At 73.0% G+C, this 24,777-nt stretch carries 1 protein-coding gene; it reads left to right on the top strand.

What is annotated here, in order from left to right; genetic code table 11:
• Nucleotides 1-75: 75 nt before the first annotated feature.
• On the top strand, nucleotides 76-24,777 hold a 24,702-nt coding region (locus D7W82_RS06615; RefSeq protein ID WP_120617514.1), incomplete at its 3' end, for a non-ribosomal peptide synthase/polyketide synthase.

Below are 24,777 nucleotides of genomic sequence, written 5' to 3' on the forward strand. Positions count from 1 at the left end.
GCGGGTTCGTGATCCCCTGGCCGGGGGCGCGCATCGCGCCCCGGCGCACCTCTTCGCGGTCCCCCGAAGGTCCCCATGGCACCGGTCCCGTCCAGCGGCTCCCTGGAAATCCCCACGCTGATCGACCTGCTCCAGCGGCGCGGCGAGCAGCGCTTCGGGGAGGATGCGTACATCTTCCTGGAGGACGACGGTCCGCTGCCGGTGACCTTCGGGGAGCTGGACCGGCGCGCCCGCGCCGTGGGCGCCCTGCTCCAGCAACAGTCCGCCGTGGGCGAGCGCGCCATGCTCCTGTACCCGCCGGGGCTGGACTACGTCGCGGGCTTCTTCGGGTGCCTCTACGGCGGCGTCATCGCCGTGCCCGCGTACCCGCCGGATCCGTCCCGCCTGGAGCGCACGCTGCCACGGCTGATGGCCATCGTGCGCGACTCCCAGGCCACGGTGGTGCTCACCACGTCCTTCATCCTCTCCATGGCGGAGGGGCTGTTCGAGATGGCCCCGGAGCTGGCGAAGCTGCGCTGGGTGGCCACCGACGACGTGGCGGCGGGCATCGAGTCGGCCTGGAGCAAGCCCGGCGTGGGCCCGGACTCGCTGGCCTTCCTCCAGTACACGTCCGGCTCCACCGGCACGCCCAAGGGCGTGATGCTCAGCCACGCCAACCTGATGCACAACCTGGAGGCGGCCCGGCAGAAGATGGGCGGCCACCCGGGGACGCGGTTCGTGTCCTGGCTGCCGCCCTACCACGACATGGGGCTCATCGGCGGCATCCTGTCCCCCATCCGGTGGGGCTGCGAACGCGCCGCCGTGATGATGTCCCCCTTCACGTTCCTCAAGCGGCCCCTCCGCTGGCTGGAGGCCATCTCCGAGTACAAGGCGACGCTGTCGGGCGCGCCCAACTTCGCCTTCGACCTGTGCGTGCGCAAGAGCACGCCCGAGCAGCGGCGGGCGCTGGACCTGAGCACCTGGGAGGTGGCCTTCAGTGGCGCGGAGCCCATCCGCGCGGAGACGCTGGAGCGCTTCGAGGAGGCCTTCGCGCCCTCCGGCTTCCGGCGCCAGGCCTTCTACCCGTGCTACGGGCTGGCGGAGAACACGCTGATCGCCGCGGGCGGCGTGAACGTGGAGGCCCCCATCGAGCGGACGGTGGAGGTGGAGCCCCTGGAGCGCGGTCACGCGGTGGCCTCCAGCCCGGGGCGGCCCGGGACGCGGCGCCTGGTCAGCTCCGGGCGCACCCTGTCCGATCAGCGGCTGCTCATCGTGGATCCGGAGTCGCTGAGCGCTCGCGCGGACGGCGAGGTCGGGGAGATCTGGCTGAAGAGCCCCAGCGTGGCCAATGGGTACTGGCGGCGGCCCGAGGAGAGCGAGCGCACCTTCCAGGCTCGCGTCGCGGGCACCGGCGAGGGCCCCTTCCTGCGCACCGGCGACCTGGGCTTCGTCCTGGACGGTGAGCTCTTCATCTCCGCGCGGCTCAAGGACCTGGTCATCCTCCACGGGCGCAATCACTACCCGCAGGACCTGGAGGCCAGCGTCGAGCAGAGCCACCCGGCGCTTCGGCCCGGCTGCAACGCCGCCTTCTCCGTGGAGGAGGCGGGCCAGGAGCGGCTGGTCGTGGTGCAGGAGATGGACACGCGCCACGCCTTCGACGTCGAAGAGGTCGTCCAGGCCGTGCGCGCCGCCGTGGCGGAGCGCCACTCGGTGCAGCTGCATGGCCTGGCGCTCATCGCCGCGGGCAGCATCCACAAGACGACCAGCGGGAAGATCCAGCGCCGCGCCACCAAGGCGGCCTGGTTGGAGGGGACCCTGGAGCCGCTGCACCAGTGGCGCGCGGAAGCCGTCGTCGAGGCGCCCCCTGCGCCCGTCGCGCCCACGCCCGTGGCTCCAGCCGCCGAGGCGCCCCGCGTCTCCGCCTCCGTCCGGCAGTTGGAGGCGTGGATCGTGGACGCGCTCTCGCGGGCCATGAACGTCCCGGCGGAGCGCCTGGACGTGGCCGCGCCGTTCGCCCAGCTCGGCGTGGACTCCGTGGCGGGCGTGCAGCTCGCGGGGGACCTGGAGGCGAAGCTGGGACGCAAGCTGCCTCCCACGCTGGTGTGGGACTTCCCGTCCATCCACGCGCTGGCGCTACAGCTGGCGGACGTGGCGCCTGAGGCGGTGGCCGCTCCGGCCGCTCCCCGTGAACTCGCGGCCGAGGAGCCCATCGCCATCATCGGCATGGGCTGCCGCTTCCCGGGGGCGGAGGACCCCCAGGCCTTCTGGCGCCTGCTCCAGGAGGGCCAGGACGCCATCCGCGAGGTGCCCGCGGATCGCTGGGACCTTGGCGAGTACTACGACCCGGACCCCACGGCCGCGGGGAAGATGACCACGCGCTGGGGCGGCTTCCTGGAGCAGGTGGACCGCTTCGACCGGACGTTCTTCGGGCTGTCACCGCGCGAGGCCTCGCGCATGGATCCCCAGCAGCGGCTGCTGCTGGAGGTGGCGTGGGAGGCCCTGGAGGACGCGGGCCTTCCGGCCGAGCGGCTCGCGGGAAGCCGGACGGGCGTGTTCGTCGGCATCTCCACCAGCGACTTCGGCGCGATGCAGCTCACCCGCCGCGGGCTCGCGGATGCCTACGCGGGGACGGGCGGCGCGCTGAGCATCGCGGCCAACCGCATCTCCTACGTGATGGACCTGCGCGGCCCCAGCATCGCGGTGGACACCGCGTGCTCGTCATCGCTGGTGGCGACGCACCTGGCGTGCCGCAGCCTGCGCGCCGGTGAGTCCACGGTGGCCCTGGTGGGTGGCGTCAACGTGATGTTGTCGCCCGCGCTCACCGTCAACTTCAGCAAGGCCGGCTTCATGGCGCCGGACGGCCGCTGCAAGGCCTTCGACGCCAGCGCCAACGGCTACGTGCGGGGCGAGGGCGCGGGCGTCATCGTGCTCAAGCCGCTGTCGCGCGCCCTGGCGGACGGCGACACCATCCACGCGGTCATCCGGGGCAGCGCGGTGAACCAGGATGGGCGCTCCAACGGACTCACCGCGCCCAACCGCTTCGCGCAGGAGGCCGTGCTCCGCGCCGCCTACCGCGACGCGGGCGTGGCGCCGTCGCAGGTGCAGTACGTCGAAGCGCACGGCACCGGCACGTCGCTGGGAGACCCCATCGAGGCGCAGGCCCTGGGCGCCGTGCTGGCCGAGGGCCGGGCGGCGGACGCCCCGTGCGCGCTGGGCTCGGTGAAGAGCAACATCGGCCACCTGGAGGCCGCGGCGGGCATCGCCGGCATCATCAAGGTCGCGCTGTCGCTGCGCCACGGCATGGTGCCGGCCAGCCTCCACTTCCAGACGCCCAACCCGCACATCCCCTTCTCCGAGCTGCCGCTGCGCGTGCAGGACCGGCTGCTGCCGTGGCCCGTGACCGCCGGCCCCCGGCTCGCGGGGGTGAGCTCCTTCGGCTTCGGCGGCACCAACGCCCACGTCGTGCTGGAAGGCCACGAGGCGGGCACCGCGCGCCGTGAACCGCCTCCCGGGCGCGCGCACCTCATCCCCCTCTCCGCCCGGAGCCCGGAGGCCCTGCGGGCCCTGGCTCGCGGTCACCTCGCGCTCCTGCCCCGGGGCGACTCGCCGGTGGAGTCGCTGGGGTTCTCCGCGGCCACCCGGCGCGGCCATCAGTCCCACCGTGCGGCCGTCCTGGCCTCCACCTGGGAAGAGCTCCAGGCCCGGCTCCAGGCGCTGGCGGACGGGCAGCCCCATCCCGGCGTGCTCACCGGTCCGGCCGTTCCCGGGGCGCGTCCGCGCATCGCGTTCGTGTTCTCCGGCCAGGGGCCCCAGTGGTTCGGCATGGCCCGTTCGCTGCTGGCGCAGGAGCCCGTGTTCCGTCAGGTCGTGGAGCAGTGCGACGCGCTCCTCAAGCCCCTGGCGGGATGGTCCATCCTGGAGGAGCTGGCGGCGGAGGAGGGCCGCTCGCGGCTGGCGCAGACGGAGTTCGCGCAGCCGGTGATGTTCTCGCTCCAGGTGGGACTCGCCGCGCTCTGGCGCTCGCTGGGCGTTGAGCCGGATCAGCTCGTCGGGCACAGCGCTGGCGAGGTCGCCGCCGCGTGCGTCGCTGGCGCCCTGTCGCTGCCCCAGGCCCTGGAGGTCATCCTCCACCGGGGCCGCGTCACGCAGCAGGCCTCGGGACGGGGCCGCATGGCCCTGCTGGAGATGGCGCCGGACGAGGCCGCGCGGCTGCTCGCGGGCTACGAGGGCCGGCTGGCCATCGCCGCGCGGAACGGCCCCACGTCCACCATCGTCTCCGGTGACGTGGACGCGCTCACGGAGCTGCTGGGCTCGCTGGAGCAGCGGCAGGTCCACGCGCGGCTGCTCGCCGTCAACTTCGCTTCGCACTGCCACCACATGGAGCCCGCGCGCGACGCCATGCGCGCGGCGCTCGCCCACCTGCGGCCCACCGCGCCGGGCGTGCCCATGATGTCCACCGTCTCCGCCCTGCCCGTGGAGGGCGCACAGCTCGACGGCGAGTACTGGGCCCGGCAACTGCGCGAGCCCGTGCGCTTCGCGGACACGATGGAGCGCCTGGTCGATTCGGGCTGCGGCCTCTTCGTGGAGGTGGCGCCCCACCCGCTGCTGCTGGCGGACATCGCCCAGTCGCTGCGCGTGCGCGGCGTCGCGGGCGTGGCCGTGCCGTCGATGCGCCGGGGCGAGGACGAGCGCTCGGTGCTGCTCGGGTCATTGGGGGCGCTCCATGCCCAGGGCGTGGACGTGCGCTGGAGCGAACTCTTCGCGAAGGACACGCCTGTCGTGCCGCTGCCCACGTACCCGTGGCAGCGGGAGCGGTGCTGGATTTCCCTGCCCCAGGGGGAGGCGGGCACGGCCACCGAAGCCCCCGAGCTGTCCGCGGATTGGTTCTACGGCACGCAGTGGGAGCCCGCGGGCGACTCCACCGCCGCGCCGGCTTCCGCGCGCTGGCTGCTGCTAGGGGACGCTGGCGGCGCGGGCGCCGCGCTCGCGGAGCGCCTGCGTGCGCAGGGGCAGCCCGTGGTGCTCGTGGCGCCGGGCGAGGACGGCGTGGATGTGGCCCAAGATCCGGAAGCAGCGCTGACGCGGGCGCTGGGGCAGGACACCGGGACGCCCCTGCGCGTCGTCTACCTGCGCGCGCTGGACGGCGTGCTCCCGGAGAGCGCGGACCTGGACGCGGTGGGCGCGGCGCTGGCGCTGGGATGCGTGCCGGTCGTGTCCGTGCTGCGGGCCCTGCTGTCGCGGTCCGTGGACGCGCGGCTGTGGCTGATCACCCGTGGAGCGCAGCCCGTGGGCGCGGGCCCGCATGCGCTGGAGGCCGCGCAGGCCACGCTCTGGGGCTTGAGCAGCACGCTTGCCGCCGAGCACCCCGAGCTCTGGGGCGGACTGGTGGACCTGGATCCCGCGGCCTCCGTGGAGGAGTCCTCGGCGGCGCTGTGCGGGGCCCTGCAGGCCGGTGACGGCGAGGACCGCGTGGCGCTGCGCCAGGGCCGCCGCTACGTGGAGCGCATGGTGCGCCGCCAGGAACTGGCCTCGTCGCGCACGCCGCTTCGCGTGCGGGCGGATGGGACGTACCTCGTCACCGGCGGCCTGGGTGGCCTGGGCGCGCACGTGGCGCGCTGGCTGGTCCAGCAGGGCGCGCGCCGGCTCATCCTCCTGGGCCGCACGCCGCTGCCTCCGCGCTCGAAGTGGAAGCGCCTGGAGCCGGACGCGCCGCAGGCCCGGCAGGTGGGCCTGGTGCGCGAGCTGGAGGCGCTGGGTGCCAGCGTGCACGTCGCCTCCGTGGACGTGGGCGACGCGGCGGCCCTGGGCGACTACCTGGAGACCTTCCGCGACGAGGGCTGGCCGGAGCTGCGCGGCGTCATCCACGCGGCGGGCGTGCTGCTCCCCCAGGAGCTGCCCGTGGCCCGGATGGACGCGCGGCCGTTCGACACGCTCCTGCGGCCCAAGGCGCTGGGTGGCTGGCTGCTGCACCGGCTGCTGCGGGACACGCCGCTGGACTTCTTCGTCTCGTTCTCGTCGGTGTCGGCATACATCGGTTCGCCGGGCCAGGCGCCCTACTCCGCGGCCAACGCCTTCCTCGCGGCGATGGCCCACCTTCGCCAGTCGGCGGGGCTGCCGGCGCTCACCATCGACTGGGGCACCTTCGCGGAAGCCGGCATGGCCGCGCGGCTGGAGCAGGGCCGGAAGATCACCGGACGCGGCCTGCGGCTGATGGAGCCCGAGCAGGCGCTGCCCGCAATCGCGCCGCTGCTGGCCTCCGGCACGCCCCAGGCCGGTGTCATGGACATCCGCTGGTCCGTGCTGCGCCAGGTGCTGGAGACGCGTGGGGAGCGCAAGGTGCTCGCGCGCCTCACGGACACCGGCCCCGATGCGGCGATTCCGGGCGCGGGCTCCGGCCCCCAGCTGCGCGCCACGCTGCTCGCGCTGGACGAGGCGGCGCGCGCCGAGGCGATGGGGGCCTTCCTGCGTGGCGAGGCCGGCGCGGTGCTGGGCATCGCGCCGGAGAAGCTGGACGGGGGCCAGCCCCTGGGCACGCTGGGGTTCGACTCCATCATGTCGGTGGACCTGCGAAACCGCATCCAGGCCCGCCTCCAGGTCACGATTCCCATCGTCGAGCTCGTCAAGGGTCCCAGCCTCACGGCGCTGACCGCGCGCCTGCTCACGCTGCTGGCCGTGGACCCGGGCGCCGGGCAGGCCTCGGGCTCCGGGGCGCCGCCGCTGCGGCGGCTGCCGGACGAAGGACGGACCCACCCGCTCTCCTACGCCCAGGAGCGCATGTGGTTCATCCAGCAGCTGGAGCCGGGCAACATCGCCCTCAACGTGCCCCTGCTGGCGCGCTTCCGGGGCCTGCTGGAGCCCCAGCCGCTGGGCCGCATCTTCACGGAGCTCTTGCGCCGTCACGAAGCCCTGCGCACCACGTTCGCCACCGTGGACGGACGGCCGCTCCAGGTGGTCGCGCAGCCCTTCGACGTCCAGGTGCCCTGCTTCGACCTGCGCTCGCTTCCCCCCGAGGCCCGCGAGGCCGCCGCGCATGAGCGGGTGATGGAGCTGTCGCGCCAGACGTTCGATCTGGAGAAGGGCCCCATCCTCCGGCTGGCCCTCTTCCAATTGGCGGACGACACGTCGCACGTGCTGATGGTGATGCACCACATCATGACCGACGGCTGGTCATTGGTGGTGCTCGCGAGCGAGCTGGGCGCCAGCGTGGAGGCCGCCACCCAGGGCCGCGTCGCGCCGCTGCCCGAGCTGCCGGTGCGCTACTCCGACTTCGCCCGCTGGCAGCGGGAGTGGCTGCAGGGGGATGCGCTGGAGTCGCAGCTCGCGTGGTGGAAGACGCGGCTCGCGGGCGTCCCCGACGTGCTGGAGCTTCCGACGGACCGGCCCAGGCCCACCGTCCCCTCGCGCCGGGGTGAGCGCTACGCGCTGCGCCTGTCGCGCCCGCTCACGCAGGGCCTCAAGGCGCTCAGCCAGCAGGAGGGCGCCACGCTCTTCATGACGCTGCTGGCGGGCTTCCAGGTGCTGCTGCACCGCTACTCCGGGCAGGACGACTTCTGCGTGGGTTCCCCCACCGCGGGCCGCAGCCGCTCCGAGCTGGAGGGGCTGGTCGGCTTCTTCCTCAACACCCTGGTGCTGCGCGCCAGCTTCCACCCGGCGCTCACCTTCCGCGAGCTCGTCGCCCAGGTGCGCGAGGTGGCCCTGGGGGCCTACGCCCACCAGGACGTTCCGTTCGACCGGCTGGTGGAGGCGCTCAAGCCCACGCGCACGCTCAGCCACGCGCCGCTCTTCCAGGTGCTCTTCATCCTGCACCGGGCGCACGACGCCTCCATCCTCACGGGCGCGCTCACGGACGTGGAGGACATCCACTTCGGCGCCACGCTGTACGACCTCAACCTCTCCTTCATGGAGGACGAGCACGGCCTGAAGGGGTGGCTGGAGTACAGCACCGACCTCTTCGAGGAGGCGACCATCGCCCGCATGGCGGCGCACCTCCAGGTGGTGCTGGAGGGCGCGGTGGCGGACCCGGGCCAGCGCGTCACCCACCTGCCGCTGCTCACGCCGCCCGAGCACCAGCAGCTGCTCGTGGACTGGAACGCCACGCGCGTGGACTACCCCACCGCCGCGTGCTTCCCCCAGCTCTTCGAGCAGCAGGCCGCCCGCATCCCGGACGCCGTGGCGCTGGTCTGCGAGGACCAGCGGCTCACCTACCGTGAGCTGAATGTCCGGGCCAACCGCCTGGCGCACCGGCTGGTGGCCGAAGGCGTGGGCCCCGACATGCCCGTGGGCCTGCTGGGCCCCCGAGGCATCGACTTCGTGACCGCGATGCTGGCCATCCTCAAGGCGGGCGGCACGTACCTGCCCATGGACCCGGCGCACCCGCCGCACCGCATCGCGCAGGTGCTGGAGCAGAGCCTGGCGCCGCGCGTGCTCGTGGCCTCGGAGCTGGCCTCCACGCTGGAGCGCGCGGGCGAGCTGCTGCCGCCCTCCGTGGCGAAGCCCCGGGGCCTCGTGCTGGAGGAGGCCCTCGCCGCCGCCGGCTCCGACGCGAACCTGCCAGCGCGCGCGGGGCCGGGACATCTGGCGTACATCATCTACACCTCGGGCTCCACGGGCGTGCCCAAGGGGGCGATGCTCGAACACGCGGGCCTTCTCAACCACCTGTACGTCCTCATCCAGGAGATGTCGCTGGGTGAAGGCGACGTGGTGGCCCAGACGGCGTCCCAGTCCTTCGACATCTCCGTGTGGCAGTTCCTCACGGCGCTGATGATTGGCGGCCGGACGCACCTGCTGCTGAACGACGTGGTGCGCAGCCCCCCGCGCCTGCTCCAGGAGGTGGAGGCGCGGGGGCTCACCATCGTCCAGGTGGTGCCCTCCGTGCTGCGCGTGATGCTGGAGGAGGCCGAGGCGCTGGGCGCTTCGCGTCCCCCGCTGGACGCCCTGCGGTGGATGATCCCCACGGGAGAGGCCCTGCCTCCGGAGGTCAGCCGCAAGTGGTTCTCGCTGTATCCGCGCATCCCGCTGCTCAACGCGTACGGCCCGGCGGAGTGCTCGGATGACGTGACGTTCCACGTGCTGCGTCAGCCGTCCACCACGGTGAACACGCCCATCGGGCGCGTGGTGCCGAACCTCCAGCTGTACCTGCTGGACCGCGCGGGGCAGCCGGTGCCCATGGGCGTGCCCGGCGAGATCCACATCGGCGGAGTGGGCGTGGGGCGCGGCTACCTGAACGACCCCCGGCGCACGGCGGAGAGCTTCGTGCCGGATCCGTTCCGTGGCGTTCCGGGCGCGCGCCTCTACCGGACGGGCGACCTGGGACGTTTCCTGCGCGACGGCGCCATCGAGTTCCTGGGCCGCGTGGACCACCAGGTCAAGGTGCGCGGCTTCCGCATCGAGCTGGGGGAGATAGAGCTGGCGCTGGAGCGGCACGCGGCGGTGCTGGAGGCCGTCGTCGTCGCGCGCGAGGACGTGCCCGGCAGCGTGCGGCTGGTGGGCTACGTGGCGCCGCGCGCCGGACAGACGCTGGACTCCGCGGAGGTGCGCGCGTTCATCAAGGAACGGCTGCCGGAGTACATGGTGCCGCCCGTGCTGGTGGTGCTGGAGGCGCTGCCGCGCTCGCCCAATGGCAAGGTGGACCGCAAGAGCCTGCCCGTCCCCGCGGCCGGCGCCGCGCGCGAGCGGGAGTTCGTCGCGCCGCGCACGGACCTGGAGCAGCAGCTCTGCGGGATGTGGGCGGAGATCCTGCGCGTGGAGCGCGTGGGAGTGCATGACGACTTCTTCGAGCTGGGCGGCCACTCGCTGCTCACCACCCAGGTGCTGTCACGCATCCGCAAGGCGTTCCAGGTGGAGCTGCCCCTGCGCGAGTTGTTCGACGCCTCCACGGTCGCGGCGCTCGCGGCGCGGCTGGAGGTGGCGATGGGTGACACGCGCACGTCGCGCCCGCCGCCGCTCACGCCGGTGTCCCGCGAGGGGCGGCTCGCGCCGTCCTTCGCCCAGCAGCGGCTGCTCTTCATCGATCAACTCCAGCCGGAGAGCCCCCTCTACAACATCCCCTCCGCGGTGCTGCTGGAGGGCCGGCTCGACGTGGACGCCCTGGCGCGGGCGCTCGCGGAGGTGCTCCGCCGCCACGAGTCGCTGCGCACCACCTTCCACGTGGACGACGCGGGGCCCCACCTGCGCATCGCCTCCGACGCGGGCCTGGTGCTCGCCCGGCAGGACCTGCGGCAGCTGCCCCCTTCCGAGCGCATGTCGGAGGCGCTGCGTCTGGCGTCCCGCGAGGCCCAGCGGCCCTTCGCGCTGGACAAGGGCCCGCTGGTGCGCGCCGCGCTGCTCCAACTGGAGCCCGAGTGCCACGTGCTGACCCTGACGATGCACCACATCGTCTCGGACGGCTGGTCCATGGGACTGCTGGTTCGCGAGGTGGCGGCGCTCTACGAGGCCTTCCGCGCGGGCCAGCCTTCGCCCCTGCCGGAGCTGCCGGTCCACCCCGTGGACTTCGCGCACTGGCAGCGGCAGTGGCTCCAGGGCGGCGCGCTGGAGTCCCAGCTCGCCTGGTGGCGCCAGGAGCTCCAGGGCATGCCCCAGGCGCTGGAGCTGCCCACCGACCGGCCCCGTCCCGCGACCCAGTCCTTCCGGGGCGCGGCCATGCCCATCCACTACCCGCGCGCGCTGGCGGAATCCGTGCGGGCCGTCAGCCAGCGCGAGGGCGTCACGCCCTTCATGCTGCTCATGGCGGCGTTCCAGGTGCTGCTGCACCGGTATTCGGGCCAGGATGACTTCTGCGTGGGTTCACCCACCGCGGGCCGCAACCTGGCGGAGACCGAAGGGCTCATCGGCTTCTTCGTCAACAACCTGGTGGTGCGCGCGCGGCTGGGCGCGGACCCCACCTTCCGCGAGCTGCTGGCCCGGGTGCGGGAGACGACGCTCGGTGCCTTCGCCCACCAGGAGCTGCCCTTCGAGAAGCTGGTGGAGGCGCTCCAGCCCGCGCGCGACCTCACGCGCTCCCCCCTGTTCCAGACCGTCTTCGTCCTCCAGCAGGACGTGCTGCCCGCGCTCAAGCTTCCGGGCCTGTCCCTGCGCCCGCTGACGCTGGAGCAGCACACCGCCAAGTTCGACCTGCTCCTGTCGCTGACGGACACGGCGGACGGACTGGTGGGCTCGCTGGAGTACGGCACGGACCTGTTCGACGGCGCCACCATCGCGCGCATGGTGGAGCACCTGCATCAGCTGCTGCTGGGCATCGTCGCGGATCCGTCGCTGCGCATCTCCCGGCTTCCCCTTCTGGCGCAGGCGGAGCAGCACCGGCTGCTGCGCGAGTGGAGCGGCCCGCGCGCGTCGCATCCCTCCAGCGTCTGCGTGCATCACCAGTTCGAGGCGGTGGCCGCGCGGACGCCGGACGCCGTCGCGGTCACCTTCGAGGACTCGCACCTCACCTATGGCGAGCTGAACACCCGCGCCAACCGGCTCGCGTGGCGGCTGCGCGGGCTGGGCGTGGGCCCGGAGACGCTGGTCGGCCTGTGCGTGGAGCGGTCGCTGGAGATGGTGGTGGGCATCCTGGCCATCCTCAAGGCCGGGGGCGCCTACGTGCCGTTGGATCCGGCCTACCCCCGGGAGCGCCTGGCCTTCATGCTGGAGGACTCGCGGGTGCCCGTGCTGCTCACGCAGCAGGCCCTGGTCGCGTCCCTGCCGGAGCACGGCGCCACGGTGCTGTGCCTGGACGCCGCGCAGGAGCCCGCGTCCGGGCGGAGGGACAACCCCGACGCGGGCGTCACCTCCGAGCACCTGGCCTACGTCATCTACACGTCCGGCTCCACCGGCAAGCCCAAGGGCGCGCAGCTCACGCACGGGCGCATCACCCGCCTGTTCTCCGCCACGCAGCACTGGTTCCACTTCGGCGCGAACGACGTGTGGACGCTGTTCCACTCGTACGCGTTCGACTTCTCCGTCTGGGAGCTGTGGGGCGCGCTCATCCACGGCGGCCGGCTGGTGGTGGTGCCCTACTGGGTGAGCCGTTCCCCGGAAGCCTTCCACGCCCTGCTGCGCAAGGAACGCGTCACGGTGCTCAACCAGACGCCGTCCGCCTTCCGGCAGCTCGTGCAGGTGGATTCGGACCTGCGGGGCCCCAGCGGCCTGTCGCTGCGCACCGTCGTCTTCGGCGGCGAGGCGCTGGAGTTCTCCAGCCTGCGTCCGTGGTTCGCCCGGCATCCGGACACCCGGCCCCGGCTGGTCAACATGTACGGCATCACCGAGACCACGGTGCACGTCACCTACCGTCCCCTGCGCGCCGAGGATGCCCAGGGAACGGCTGGCAGCATCATCGGCGTCCCCATTCCGGACCTGCAGCTCTACGTGCTGGACGCGCGGCTGCAGCCGTCGCCCATCGGCGTTCCCGGCGAGCTGTACGTCGGCGGCATGGGCCTGGCCCGCGGCTACCTGTCGCGGCCGGCGCTCACGGCGGAGCGCTTCATTCCGGATCCCTTCAGCGACACGCCCGGGGCCCGGCTCTACAAGTCGGGGGACCGTGCGCGCTACCTGGTGGACGGCAGCCTGGAGTACCTGGGCCGCGGCGACTTGCAGGTGAAGCTGCGCGGCTTCCGCATCGAGCTGGGGGAGGTTGAAGCGGCGCTCGCGCAGCACGGTTCGCTGCGCCAGACGGCGGTGCTGGTGCGCGAGGACGCACCGGGCCACAAGCGGCTCGTCGCCTACGTCGTGCCCGCGCCCGGGGCCTCGTTCGACGTGGAGGCGCTGCGCGTCCACCTCAAGGCGCGCCTGCCCGAGTACATGGTGCCCGCCGCCTTCGTCTCCATGGCGGAGCTGCCCCTCACGGGCAACGGCAAGCTGGACCGACGCGCGCTGCCCGTCCCCGAGCAGTCCGCCCCGCAGACGGCCTTCGTCGCGCCCGTCACCCCCGTGGAGCAGACGCTGGCCGACCTGTGGGCGCAGGTGCTGGGCGTCCCTCGCGTGGGGCGCTCGGACAACTTCTTCGCGCTCGGCGGAGACTCCATCCTCAGCCTCCAGGTCATCGCCCGCGCCCAGCGCGCCGGGCTTCGGCTCACGCCCCGGCAGCTCTTCCAGCACCAGACGGTGGAGGAGCTGGCGCGCGTGGTGGAGCGCACCTCCGCGCCGAAGGCCGAGCAGGGGCTGGTCCTGGGTGAGGTACCGCCCACGCCCATCCAGCGCGCGTTCCTCGAAGCGGAGGTCGCCGAGCCCCACCACTACAACCAGGCCGTGCTGTTGGAAGCCCACGCGCCGCTGGACGCCAGCGTGCTGGAGCGCGCGTTGAACGCGCTCGTGGAACACCATGACGCCCTGCGCACCCGGGCCACCCGGAATGAGCAGGGCTGGGCGCTCCACCAGGTCGGCCTGGAGGCGCCCGTGCGCCTGGAGCGCATGGCTCCCGGCGCCTCGCTGGAGCGCGAGACGGCGCGCGTACAGGCCAGCCTGTCGCTGGAGTCGGGCCTGTTGCTGGGCGCCGCCCTCTTCGACGCGGACGCCGGACAGCCCCAGCGGCTGCTGTTGTACGTCCACCACCTCGCCGTGGATGGCGTGTCGTGGCGCGTACTCCTGGAGGACCTGGAGACGGCGTATGGCCAGCTCGCGCGCGGTGAGCGCGTGGCCCTGCCTCCGAAGACGACGCCCTTCCTGGATTGGGCCCGGCGGCTTCAGCGGCATGCGCTGACGCCGGAGGTGGAACAAAGCCTGTCCTACTGGCGGACCGCTTCGAGCCGCGGCGTGCCGGCCCTCCCGGTGGACCGCGAGGGGCAGCCCAACACGCAGGCCTCCGCGCGGCGCGTGGCGGTGCGGTTGGACGCGGCCGAGACGCGGACGCTCCTCCAGGATGTGCCCTCCGCCTACCGCTCGCGCATCGACGAGGTGTTGCTGGCGGCGCTGGCCCGCGCGCTCACCCGCTGGTCGGGCTCGGAGTCGCTCCGGGTGGACCTGGAGGGCCATGGCCGCGAGGACCTCTTCGAGGACGTGGACCTGTCACGCACCGTGGGCTGGTTCACGGCGCTCTATCCGGTGGTCTTCCAGGTGCCCGCGGGTTCGAGCCCCGCCACCGCGCTGCGGACCGTGCGGGACACGCTGCGGCAGGTGCCGGGACGGGGCCTGAGCCATGGCCTGCTGCGCTACCTGGGGACGGACAGCGCGCGGGAGCAGCTGGGTGCATCGCCTCCGGCGCCGGTGGCCTTCAACTACCTGGGCCAGTTCGACGCGGTGGGCTCCGGTTCGGCGCGCATGCGGGCGTCGCGTGAGTCCGCCGGCCCCACGCGCTCCGGGCTCGGCCTGCGCACCCACCTGCTGGAGGTGAACGGGCTGGTGCTGGGCGGCGAGCTGGAGCTGGAGTGGATCTACAGCGAGGCCGTGCACACGCGCGCCACGGTGGAGGCGCTGGCCGGGGAGTACCTGTCGGCGCTGCGCGAGCTCATCACCGGCCGCGACTCCGAGGACGCGCGGCGCTACACGCCCGGGGACTTCCCGCTGGCGGACGTGAGCCCGCCGGTGCTGAGCGCCGTACTGCCGCCGGGCGAACCGGTGGAGGACGTCTACCGCCTCACGCCCATGCAGCAGGGCATGCTGTTCCAGACGCTGCTGGAGCCGGGCGCCGGCGCCTACAGCGAGCAGCTCTCCTGGTCCCTGCACTCGGGGCTGGACGTCGCGGCCTTCCGTCAGGCGTGGCAGGCGGTGGTGGACCGGCACCCGGCCCTGCGCACCCGCTTCCATTGGGAGGGGCTCGCTGAACCCTTGCAGGTGGTGCTCCCGCTCGCGGCGCTGCCGTGGAGCGAGGAGGACCTGCGGGGCCTGTCCCGCGAGGCGCAGGAGGCCCGGCTCTCCGCGTGGCTGGAGGCGGACCGCGCACGCGGCTTCGAGCTGTCTCGCGCGCCGCTCATGCGGCTGACGCTGCTGCGCCTGGATGAGCAGGTGTACCGCTGCGTCTGGAGCTTCCACCACCTCATCCAGGACGGCTGGAGCATGGGGCTGCTGCTCCAGGATGTGTTCACCGCCTACGCGTCGCTGCTCGCGGGCCGGAAGCCGCGGCTGGGGCGCGCCCCGGCCTTCCGCGACTACGTGGAGTGGATGGGCCGTCAGGACCTGACGGGCACCGAGGCCTTCTGGAGGAAGACGTTCGCGGGCTTCTCCACCCCCACCCCGCTGCCCGGTGACGAGCGCGCGGGCACGCTCCGGGACCGGAGCCAGGGCCAGGGCGGCATGGTGGAGTGCGTGCTCCCGGCCGCGCTGACGGAGGCGCTCCAGGGCTTCGCGCGCCAGCATCAGCTCACGCTCAACACACTGGTGCAGGGCGCTTGGGCGCTGCTGCTGAGCCGGCACACGCACAGCTCGGACGTGGTGTTCGGCGCCACCGTCGCGGGCCGGCCTCCGGGCCTGTCCACCGCGGCGGACACGGTGGGCCTGTTCATCAACACGGTGCCCGTGCGCGTGACGCTGTCGGAGGGCGAGCGGCTGCTGCCGTGGCTGCGGCGCATCCAGTCCTGGCAGGCCGAGGCGCAGGAGCACGAGCACAGCCCGCTGGTCCAGGTGCAGGGCTGGAGCGGAGTGCCCCGGGGCACGCCGCTCTTCGAGACGCTCCTCGTCTTCGAGAACTACCCGGTGGACGACTCCGTGCGCGCTCGGGCCGGCGGCCTGGACGTGCGCGACGTGCGCTTCGACGAGCGGCCCCAGTACGCCCTCAACGTGACCGTCATTCCGGACGGGCAACTGCGGCTGAAGCTGGCCCACGACACCTCGCGCCTGGGACGCGCCACGGTGGAGCGGATGGCGGGCCACTGGCGCACGCTGCTGGAGGGCATGGTGTCCCGCCCCGGCCAGCGCCTGGGCGACCTGCCCATGCTCACCGACGGTGAGCGCCGCCAGTTGCTCACCACCTGGAACGACACCCAGGCCCCCGTCCCGTCCGGCTGCGTCCACCACCTCTTCGAAGCCCAGGTGGAGCGCACCCCCGACGCGGAGGCCGTGCGTCAGGGTGACACGCGGCTGACGTATGGCGAGCTGGAGCGCCGGGCCAACCAGCTGGCGCACCACCTGCGCGCGAGGGGCGTGAAGCCGGGCGCGCTGGTGGGCCTGTACGTGGAGCGCACGGTGGAGATGGCCGTGGGCCTGCTGGGCATCCTCAAGGCCGGCGGCGCGTACGTGCCGTTGGACCCGAGCTACCCGGTGGCGCGGCTGTCCTCCATGTTGGAGGACTCGGCGGTGCCGGTGTTGGTGACGCAGGAGCGGCTGGCGGATGAGCTGCCCGCGGGCGCCTTCCTGACGGTGTGCCTGGACTCGGACCACGCGCTCGTGGCGCGTGAGAGTGACTCGCGTCCGGCCAGCGGCGCCGCCGCGGACGACCTGGCGTACGTCATCTACACGTCCGGCTCCACGGGGCGCCCCAAGGGCGTGCTCATCGAGCACCGGGGCGTGGTCAACTACCTGGCGTGGTGCGCACGGGCCTACCCGGCGGCCGAGGGTCCGGCGCCCGTGCACTCGTCGCTCGCGTTCGACCTCACGGTGACGAGCCTCGTGCTGCCGCTGACGGTGGGCCGCGCGGTGGTGCTGGTAGAGGAAGGCGGCGGCGTGGAGGGGCTGGCGCGCGTGGTGCGTGGAGGCGGCGGCCATGGCCTCGTCAAGCTGACGCCCTCTCACCTCCAGTTGCTGGCGCGACAGCTGCGCCCCGAGGAGGCCCGGGGCGGGGCCCGCGCCTTCGTCATCGGCGGCGAGGCGCTCACCGCGGAGCACCTGACGTTCTGGCGGGAGCACGCGCCGGACACCCGGCTCATCAACGAGTACGGCCCCACGGAGACGGTGGTGGGCTGCTGCGTGCACGAGGTGACGGGCGGCGAGGCCCCGGGGAGCGTCGTCTCCATCGGCCGGCCCATCGCGAACGTGGACCTGCACGTGCTGGACGCGGACCTGCGGCTGGTGCCGGTGGGCGTCACCGGTGAGCTGTACATCGGTGGAGTGCAGCTGGCCCGGGGCTACTGGCGCAGGCCGGAGCTGACGGCGGAGCGCTTCATCCCGCACCCGTTCAGCTGGAAGCCCGGCGCGCGCCTCTACCGCACGGGAGACCGCGTGCGGCGCAACGCGGACGGCACGCTGGAGTTCCTCGGCCGTCTCGACTCGCAGGTGAAGGTGCGCGGTTACCGCATCGAACTGGGCGAGGTGGAGGCCCTCATCGCGGCCTGCGCGGGCATCCGCGAGGTGGCGGTGGTGACGCGCGAGGACGCGTCGGGTTCGGCGCAGCTCGTGGCGTACGTCACGGGCGACGTGGACGTGGCGAGGCTGCGTCAGACGCTGACGGAGCAGCTGCCGGCGTACATGGTGCCCTCCGCGTTCATTCCGCTGGACGGGCTGCCGCTCACGCCCAACGGCAAGGTGGACACCCGGGCGCTCACCGCGCTGGGGCTGGAAGCCGGGCCGCGTGAGCCCGTGGACACGTTCCGCGCGCCGCGCACGCCCACCGAGCAGTTGCTCGCCGGCATCTGGGCACAGGTGCTGCGCGTGGAGCGCGTGGGCCTGGATGACGACTTCTTCGAGCTGGGGGGCCACTCGCTGCTGGCCACGCAGCTCGTCTCGCGCGTCCAGGGCACCTTCCAGGTGGACCTGCCGCTCGGCGACATCTTCGAGGCGCCGAGCCTGACGAGCCTGGCGGCGCGCATCGACGCCCAGGCCCACGGGGAGAAGGCGCTCGCGCTGGAGCCCCTGCCGCGCACGGGCGACCTGTCACTGTCCTTCGCGCAGCAGCGGCTGTGGTTCCTGGATCAACTGGAGCCGGGGAGCGCGGCCTACAACATCTCCAGCGCGCTGCTGCTGGAGGGCACGCTGGACACGGACGCGCTCGGCAAGGCCCTGGGGGCCGTGCTGTCGCGCCACGAAGTCCTTCGCGGTGCCTTCCCCGAGTCCGATGGCCGGCCGGTCCTCCGGCTTGCCCCGCGGACGCTGACCCTGCGCGAGGAGGACCTGGGCCACCTGCCCGCCGAGGCGCGGATGGACGCGGCGCTCCGCCGGGCCGCCGAGGACGCGCGCCGCCCCTTCGCGCTCGCCGAGGCTCCGCTCCTGCGCGCGCTGCTGCTGCGGCTGGAGTCCGAGCGGCAGGTGCTGGCCCTCACGGTCCACCACATCGTCGCCGACGGCGCGTCCATGGCCGTGCTGGTGCGTGAGCTGTCCGAGCTCTACGTGGCCTTGCGTGAAGAACGCGCCCCGTCGCTGCCCGCGCTGCCGGTGCAGTATGCGGACTTCGCGCACTGGCAGCGCCAGTGGCTCCAGGGCTCCGTCCTGGAAGCGCAGCTGGGCTGGTGGAGGGAACAGCTCCAGGACATGCCCCAGGCGCTGGAGCTGCCCACCGACCGGCCCCGCCCCGCGGTCCAGTCCTTCCGGGGCGCGTCCGTGCCGGTCCGCCTGCCGGTGGAGCTGACCCGGGAGCTGCATGCCTTCTGCCGCCGCGAAGGCGTCACGCCCTTCATGGTGCTGCTGGCCGCCTTCCAGGTGCTGCTGCACCGTCACTCCGGACAGGAGGACGTGGGCGTCGGTTCTCCCATCGCGGGCCGCACCCGCGCGGAGACGGAGGGGCTCATCGGCTTCTTCGTCAACACGCTGGTGCTGCGCGCGCGCATGGGTGGCGACCCCACCTTCCGCGAGCTGCTGGCGCAGGTGCGGCGTGCGGCGCTGGGCGCGTACTCGCACCAGGACCTGCCCTTCGAACAACTGGTGGACACGCTGCGGCCGGAGCGGGACCTGAGCCGCTCTCCGCTCTTCCAGGTGATGTTCGTCCTGGACCAGGACGCGCTCGCGGGCGTGGAGCTGCCGGGCCTGTCGCTGAAGCCGCTGGCCCTGGAGCGGGATACGGCGAAGTTCGACCTCACCCTCGCGCTGGCGGACGCCCCCGATGGGCTGGTGGGCTCGTTGGAGTACAGCACCGACCTGTTCGACAGGGCGACCATCGAGCGGCTGGGGCGTCACCTGGAGACGCTGCTCAAGGGCAGCCTCGCCACTCCGGACGAGCGCCTGTCCCGGCTGCCGCTGCTGTCAGAGGCGGAGCGGCACCAGCTCGTCTCCGGGTGGAACGACACGCACCTGCCTCGCGAGGCGTCCCTCACGCTGCATGGGCTCATCGAGGCCCAGGTCGAGCGCACGCCCGATGCCGTGGCGGTGACGTTCGAGGACGAGCGGCTCACCTACCGGCAGCTGGACGCGCGGGCCAACCAGGTCGCTCACGCGCTGCGCGAACGTGGCGTGGGCTCCGAGTCGCGGGTCGCGCTGCTGATGGAGCGCTCGATGGAGCTGGTGGTGGGCCTCCTGGGCATCCTCAAGGCCGGCGGCGCCTACGTACCGCTGGAGCCGACGCTGCCCCAGGAGCGCCTGCGGTCCATGCTCCGGGACAGCGAGGCCCGGTGGGTGCTCACCCAGGCGCGGCATGCCCCGCTGCTCCCGGATGACGCGCCCCCGGCCCTGGAGCTGGACACGGACTGGAGCACGTTCGCTGGGCATTCCCAGGTCCGCCCGAGCGTCAGGGTGCATGGAGGCGGGCTCGCCTACGTCATCTTCACGTCCGGCTCCACGGGCCAGCCCAAGGGCGCGATGAACACGCACGAGGCCATCTGCAACCGCCTCCTGTGGATGCAGGAGGCGTACGGTCTGACGGCGGACGACCGCGTCCTCCAGAAGACGCCGTATGGCTTCGACGTGTCCGTCTGGGAGTTCTTCTGGCCGCTGATGACCGGAGCGCGGCTCGTGGTCGCACGTCCCGGCGGACACCAGGACAGCGCGTACCTGACGCGCACCCTCGTCGAAGCGGGCATCACCACCCTGCACTTCGTGCCGTCCATGCTGCGCGCCTTCCTGGACGAGCCCGGCGTCGAGGCCTGCACCGGCCTCCTGCGCATCATCTGCAGTGGCGAAGCCCTGCCCGCCGACCTCCAGGCGCGCTGCCTCGCGGTGCTGCCGGCGGAGCTGCACAACCTGTACGGCCCCACCGAAGCGGCCGTGGACGTCACCGCCTGGGCCTGCGTCCGGGGCGACACGCGGCCTCACGTCCCCATTGGCCGGCCCATCCACAACGTGACCTTGCGTGTGCTCGGGCCTCGCCTGGAGCTGGTGCCCCCGGGCGCCGTGGGCGAGCTGTATCTGGGCGGCATCGCGCTGGCGCGGGGCTACGCGGGCCGTCCCGGCCTCACCGCGGAGCGCTTCGTGCCGGATCCGTTCAGCGATACGCCGGGGGCCCGCCTCTACAAGACGGGCGACCGGGTCCGCTACCTGGCTGACGGCAGCCTGGAGTACCTGGGCCGCGGCGACTTCCAGGTGAAGCTGCGCGGCTTCCGCATCGAGCTGGGAGAGATCGAAGCCGTCCTCGCCGCCTGCGCGCACGTGCAGCAGGCGGCTGTGATGGTTCGCGAGGACATGCCGGGCCAGAAGCGGCTGGTGGCCTACGTCGTCTCCACCGCCGAGGCGATGGACGAAGAGGCCCTGCGCGCCGTGCTCAAGTCACGGCTGCCCGAGTACATGGTGCCCTCCGCCTTCGTCCGCATGGAGGCGCTGCCCCTGTCCTCCAACGGCAAGCTGGACCGACGCGCGTTGCCCGCGCCCGGACGCACCGTCTCCGCCGAGGGCTTCGTCGCGCCCGTCACCCCCGTGGAGCGCACGCTCGCGGACATCTGGGCCCAGGTGCTGGGACTGGAGCGCGTGGGCACGGGCGACAACTTCTTCACGCTCGGCGGTGATTCCATCCTGGGCCTCCAGGTCGTCTCGCGGGCACGGCGCGCGGGGCTCCGGCTCACGGCCCGGCAGCTCTTCCAGCACCAGACGGTGGCGGAGCTGGCCCGCGCCGCGGGCGACGCGCCGACGCTCCAGTCCGAGCAGGGCCTCGTCACCGGCGAAGTGCCGCTCACCCCCATCCAGCACTGGTTCCTGGAGCAGCCCCGCTCCACGCCCCACCACTTCAACCAGTCGGTGCTGCTGGAGGTCCTCCAGCCCCTGGACGCGAAGCTGTTGGAGCGCGCCCTGGGACAGCTGATGCTGCACCACGACGCCCTGCGCATGCGCTTCGAGTCCCGGCAGGGACGGTGGACGCAGCACCTGGATGGCCCGGAGTCCGCCACGCCCGCGCTGACGCACGAGGATCTGTCCTCGGTGGCCCCGGACGCGCAGCTCGCGGCCCTGGAGCGCGTCGCCTCCGAAGCGCAGGCCCGGTTGGACCTCTCCCACGGTCCGCTGCTGCGCGCCGTCCGCTTCGACCTGGGCGCCACGCGGCCCGGATACCTGCTGCTGGTCATCCACCACCTGGTGGTGGACGGCGTGTCCTGGCGCGTGCTGCTGGAGGACCTGGACGCCGTGTGCACGCGGCTTCGCGAAGGCCTGGAGCCCACGCTGCCGCCCAAGAGCACGTCCTTCAAGGCCTGGGCGCAGCGGCTGCACGAGCACGCGCGGGCCGATGCCTTCGCCCGGCTGCCGGCATGGCTGGACCTGCCCGCTCCCACCCCGCTGCTCGTGGACGTGCCGGGGGGGAGCAACACGCTCGACTCGGAGAAGCGCGTCACCGTGTCGCTCGGCGCCGAGGAGACCCAGCTGCTGCTCCAGGAGGTGCCCGGCGCGTACGGGGCACGGTTGGAGGAGGTGCTGCTCGCGGCTCTGACGCACACGCTCGCGCGGTGGTCTGGCGCCTCCCACCTCATGGTGGACCTGGAAGGCCACGGCCGTGAGGACCTCTTCGAGGACGTGGACCTGTCGCGCACCGTGGGCTGGTTCACCACGCTGTTCCCGCTGCTCGTGAACGTGGATGGGTCCCACGGTCCGGCTTCAGCGGTGCGACAGGTGCGGCACGCCCTGCGCGCGGTGCCCGACAAGGGCCTGGGCTACGGACTGCTGCGCTACCTGCGTCCGGGGCACGACTCCCGTCCGCCTTCCTCCTCGTCGGGGGCGCCGGTCCTGTTCAACTACCTGGGGCAGCTCGACTCGGCCCTGCCCGCCTCGTCCCAGTTCCGCCTCTCCCGGCTCCCCACCGGGCCCGTGCAGGGCGGCGAGGGACCGCGCACGCACCTGCTGGAGGTCAACGCCTTCATCCTCGGGGGACGGCTGGAGGTCGCGTTCGCGTACAGCCAGAACCTCCACCTGGAGGCCACCCTCCAGGGCGTGGGGCAGCGCTTCACGGAGGCCCTGCGCGCGCTCGTCACCGAGCGGCACTCGCCCCAGGCGCTCGTGAGGACCGCGGCGGACTTCCCGCTCGCGGGCGTGCCCTCGCACTTCCTGGACGCCCTGCTCCAGGACCAGCCCGCGCTGGAGGACGTCTATCCGCTGGCGCCCATGCAGCGCGGCCTGCTCTTCCACGCGCTGCTGTCTCCGGGCTCCAGCGCCTACTTCGAGCAGCTGTCCTGGGCGTTCTTCCACACCCAGCTCGATCCGGTCGCCCTGCACCGCGCCTGGGAGCACGTGCTGGCGCGACACCCGGTGCTGCGCACGGGCTTCCTCTGGGAGGGCCTGGAGCAGCCGCTCCAGTGGGTGCAGGCCCGGAGCGAGCTGCCCTGGAAGGAGCTCGACTGGTGCACGCATCCGGAGGCGGAGCGGGAGGCTCGCTTCCAGGCGTTCCTCGCCGAGGACCGCGCCCTGGGCTTCGACCTCACCCGGCCGCCGCTGATGCGGCTCACGCTCATCCAGTTGGGACAGGACGCGTGGCGCCTGGTGTGGAGCTTCCACCACCTGCTGGTGGACGGCTGGAGCATCGCGCTGCTCCTCAAGGAGCTGTTCGCGACGTACACCCGGCTCGCCTCGGGTCAGCCGCTCGCGGCCAGCACTCCGTCGCACGGCTACCGGGACTACGTGGCGTGGCTCCAGGGCCAGGAGCCCGCGAAGGCCGAGGCCTTCTGGCGTGCCTCGCTCGCGGGGGTGACGGCGCCCACCGCCCTGCCGGAACCGCTCGCGGGTGAAGCCGCCAGCGACTCCGCCGAGGGCTGCGAGCGCGAGGTAGCCCTGTCCGAGCAGGACACCACCGCGATGCAGTCCTTCGCGCGTCAGCACCAGCTCACGCTCAATACGCTGGTGCAGGCCGCGTGGGCCCTGGTGCTCGCCCGCCACGCGGGCGAAGACGAGGCCGTCTTCGGGGCCACGCGCTCCGGCCGTCCCGCCGGGCTCGCGAACGTCGAGTCCGCGGTAGGCCTGTTCATCAACACCCTGCCCGTCCGCGTCCGCCTGCCCGCGCACGCCCGGGTGGCCCCGTGGCTGAAGGAGCTCCAGGTGAACCAGCTCGAACTGGCCGACCACGAGCACACGCTCCTGGCCGACATCCAGGCCTGGAGCGAGGTGCCCCGCGGCACGTCGCTCTTCGAGAGCATCCTCGTCGTCGAGAACTACCCCGTGGACGCGGCGCTGAAGGAGGGCGCGCGGCACCTGGACATCCGCGATCCCCAGAGCTTCTCTCGCACCAACTACCCGCTGACGGCGGTCGTCATCCCACAGCGGGAGCTGCGCCTGCGGCTGGTCTCCGGCGTCCAGCGCCTGGGCCCCGCCACGCTGGGGCGGTTGCTCACGCAGTGGCGCGCCGCCCTGTCCGGCATCATGGTCGCGGTCGACGGCCGTCTGTCCGACGTCACCCTGATCTCACCGGAAGAGCGTCAGCGCATGCTGTTCGCCTGGAACGACTCGCACGTCGCCTTCACCCAGGACACCTGCGCGCACCACCTCTTCGAAGCCCAGGCCGCGCGCACGCCCGATGCTCCCGCGCTGGAGTGCCAGGGCGTCACGCTCACCTACCGGGAGCTGGATGCGCGCGCCAACCAGCTCGCGCACCACCTGCGCCTGTCCGGCGTGGGAGCGGACGTGCGCGTCGCCCTGTGCTGCGAGCGTTCGCCGGAGCTCGTCATCGGCATGCTCGGCATCCTCAAGGCCGGCGGCGCCTTCGTCCCGCTGGAGCCGTCGCACCCTGCCGAGCGGCTCGCCTTCGTGGTGAAGGACAGCGGCGCGGCCGTGCTGCTCACGCAGAAGGCCCTGGCGCCTTCAGGGGACACGGCCCAACTCACGCGCGTCCTCCTGGATGAGGACTGGGACGTCATCGCCCGGCAGCCCACGCACGCGCCCGCGACCCGCGTCCTGCCGGACCACCTCGCCTACGTCATCTACACCTCCGGCTCCACCGGCCTCCCCAAGGGCACCCTCCTGCACCACCGCGGCCTGTGCAACACCGCCCAGGCCGCCGTCCTGCGCCACGGCTTCTCTGCATCTTCTCGCGTCCTCCAGTTCGCTTCCCCCTCCTTCGACGCCTCCGTCTGCGAGGTCTTCTCCTGCCTCCTCGCTGGCGCCTGCCTCGTCCTTGCTCCCGCGCACGCCTTGCTGCCCGGCGCTCCCCTCCAGTCCTTCCTCTCGGCCCACTCCATCTCCGCCGCCACCCTCACCCCCTCGGTCCTCGCCCTCCTCGAGCCCGAGGCACTTCCGGCACTGCGCACCGTCATCTCCGCGGGCGAGGCCTGCCCTCCCGAGCTGTCTCGCCGCTGGGCTCCGGGCCGCTCCCTCCTCAACGCCTACGGGCCCACCGAGGCCAGCGTCTGCGCCTCCATCAACACGCGCCTCGCCCCTGACTCCCTCCACATCGGCTCGCCCTGGCCCAACACCTCCCTCTTCGTCCTCGACTCCTCCCTGCGCCCCGTTCCCCTCGGCGCTCCGGGTGAGCTCTTCATCTCCGGTGTCGGCCTCGCTCGCGGCTATCTCGGCCAGCCCTCCCTCACCGCGGAGCGCTTCCTCCCCCACCCCTTCTCCTCCTCTCCCGGCGCACGCCTCTACCGCACCGGCGACAGGGCCCGCTGGCTGCACGACGGCACCCTCCAGTTC

Source organism: Corallococcus sp. CA049B, from assembly GCF_003611685.1.
Classification (GTDB): domain Bacteria; phylum Myxococcota; class Myxococcia; order Myxococcales; family Myxococcaceae; genus Corallococcus; species Corallococcus coralloides.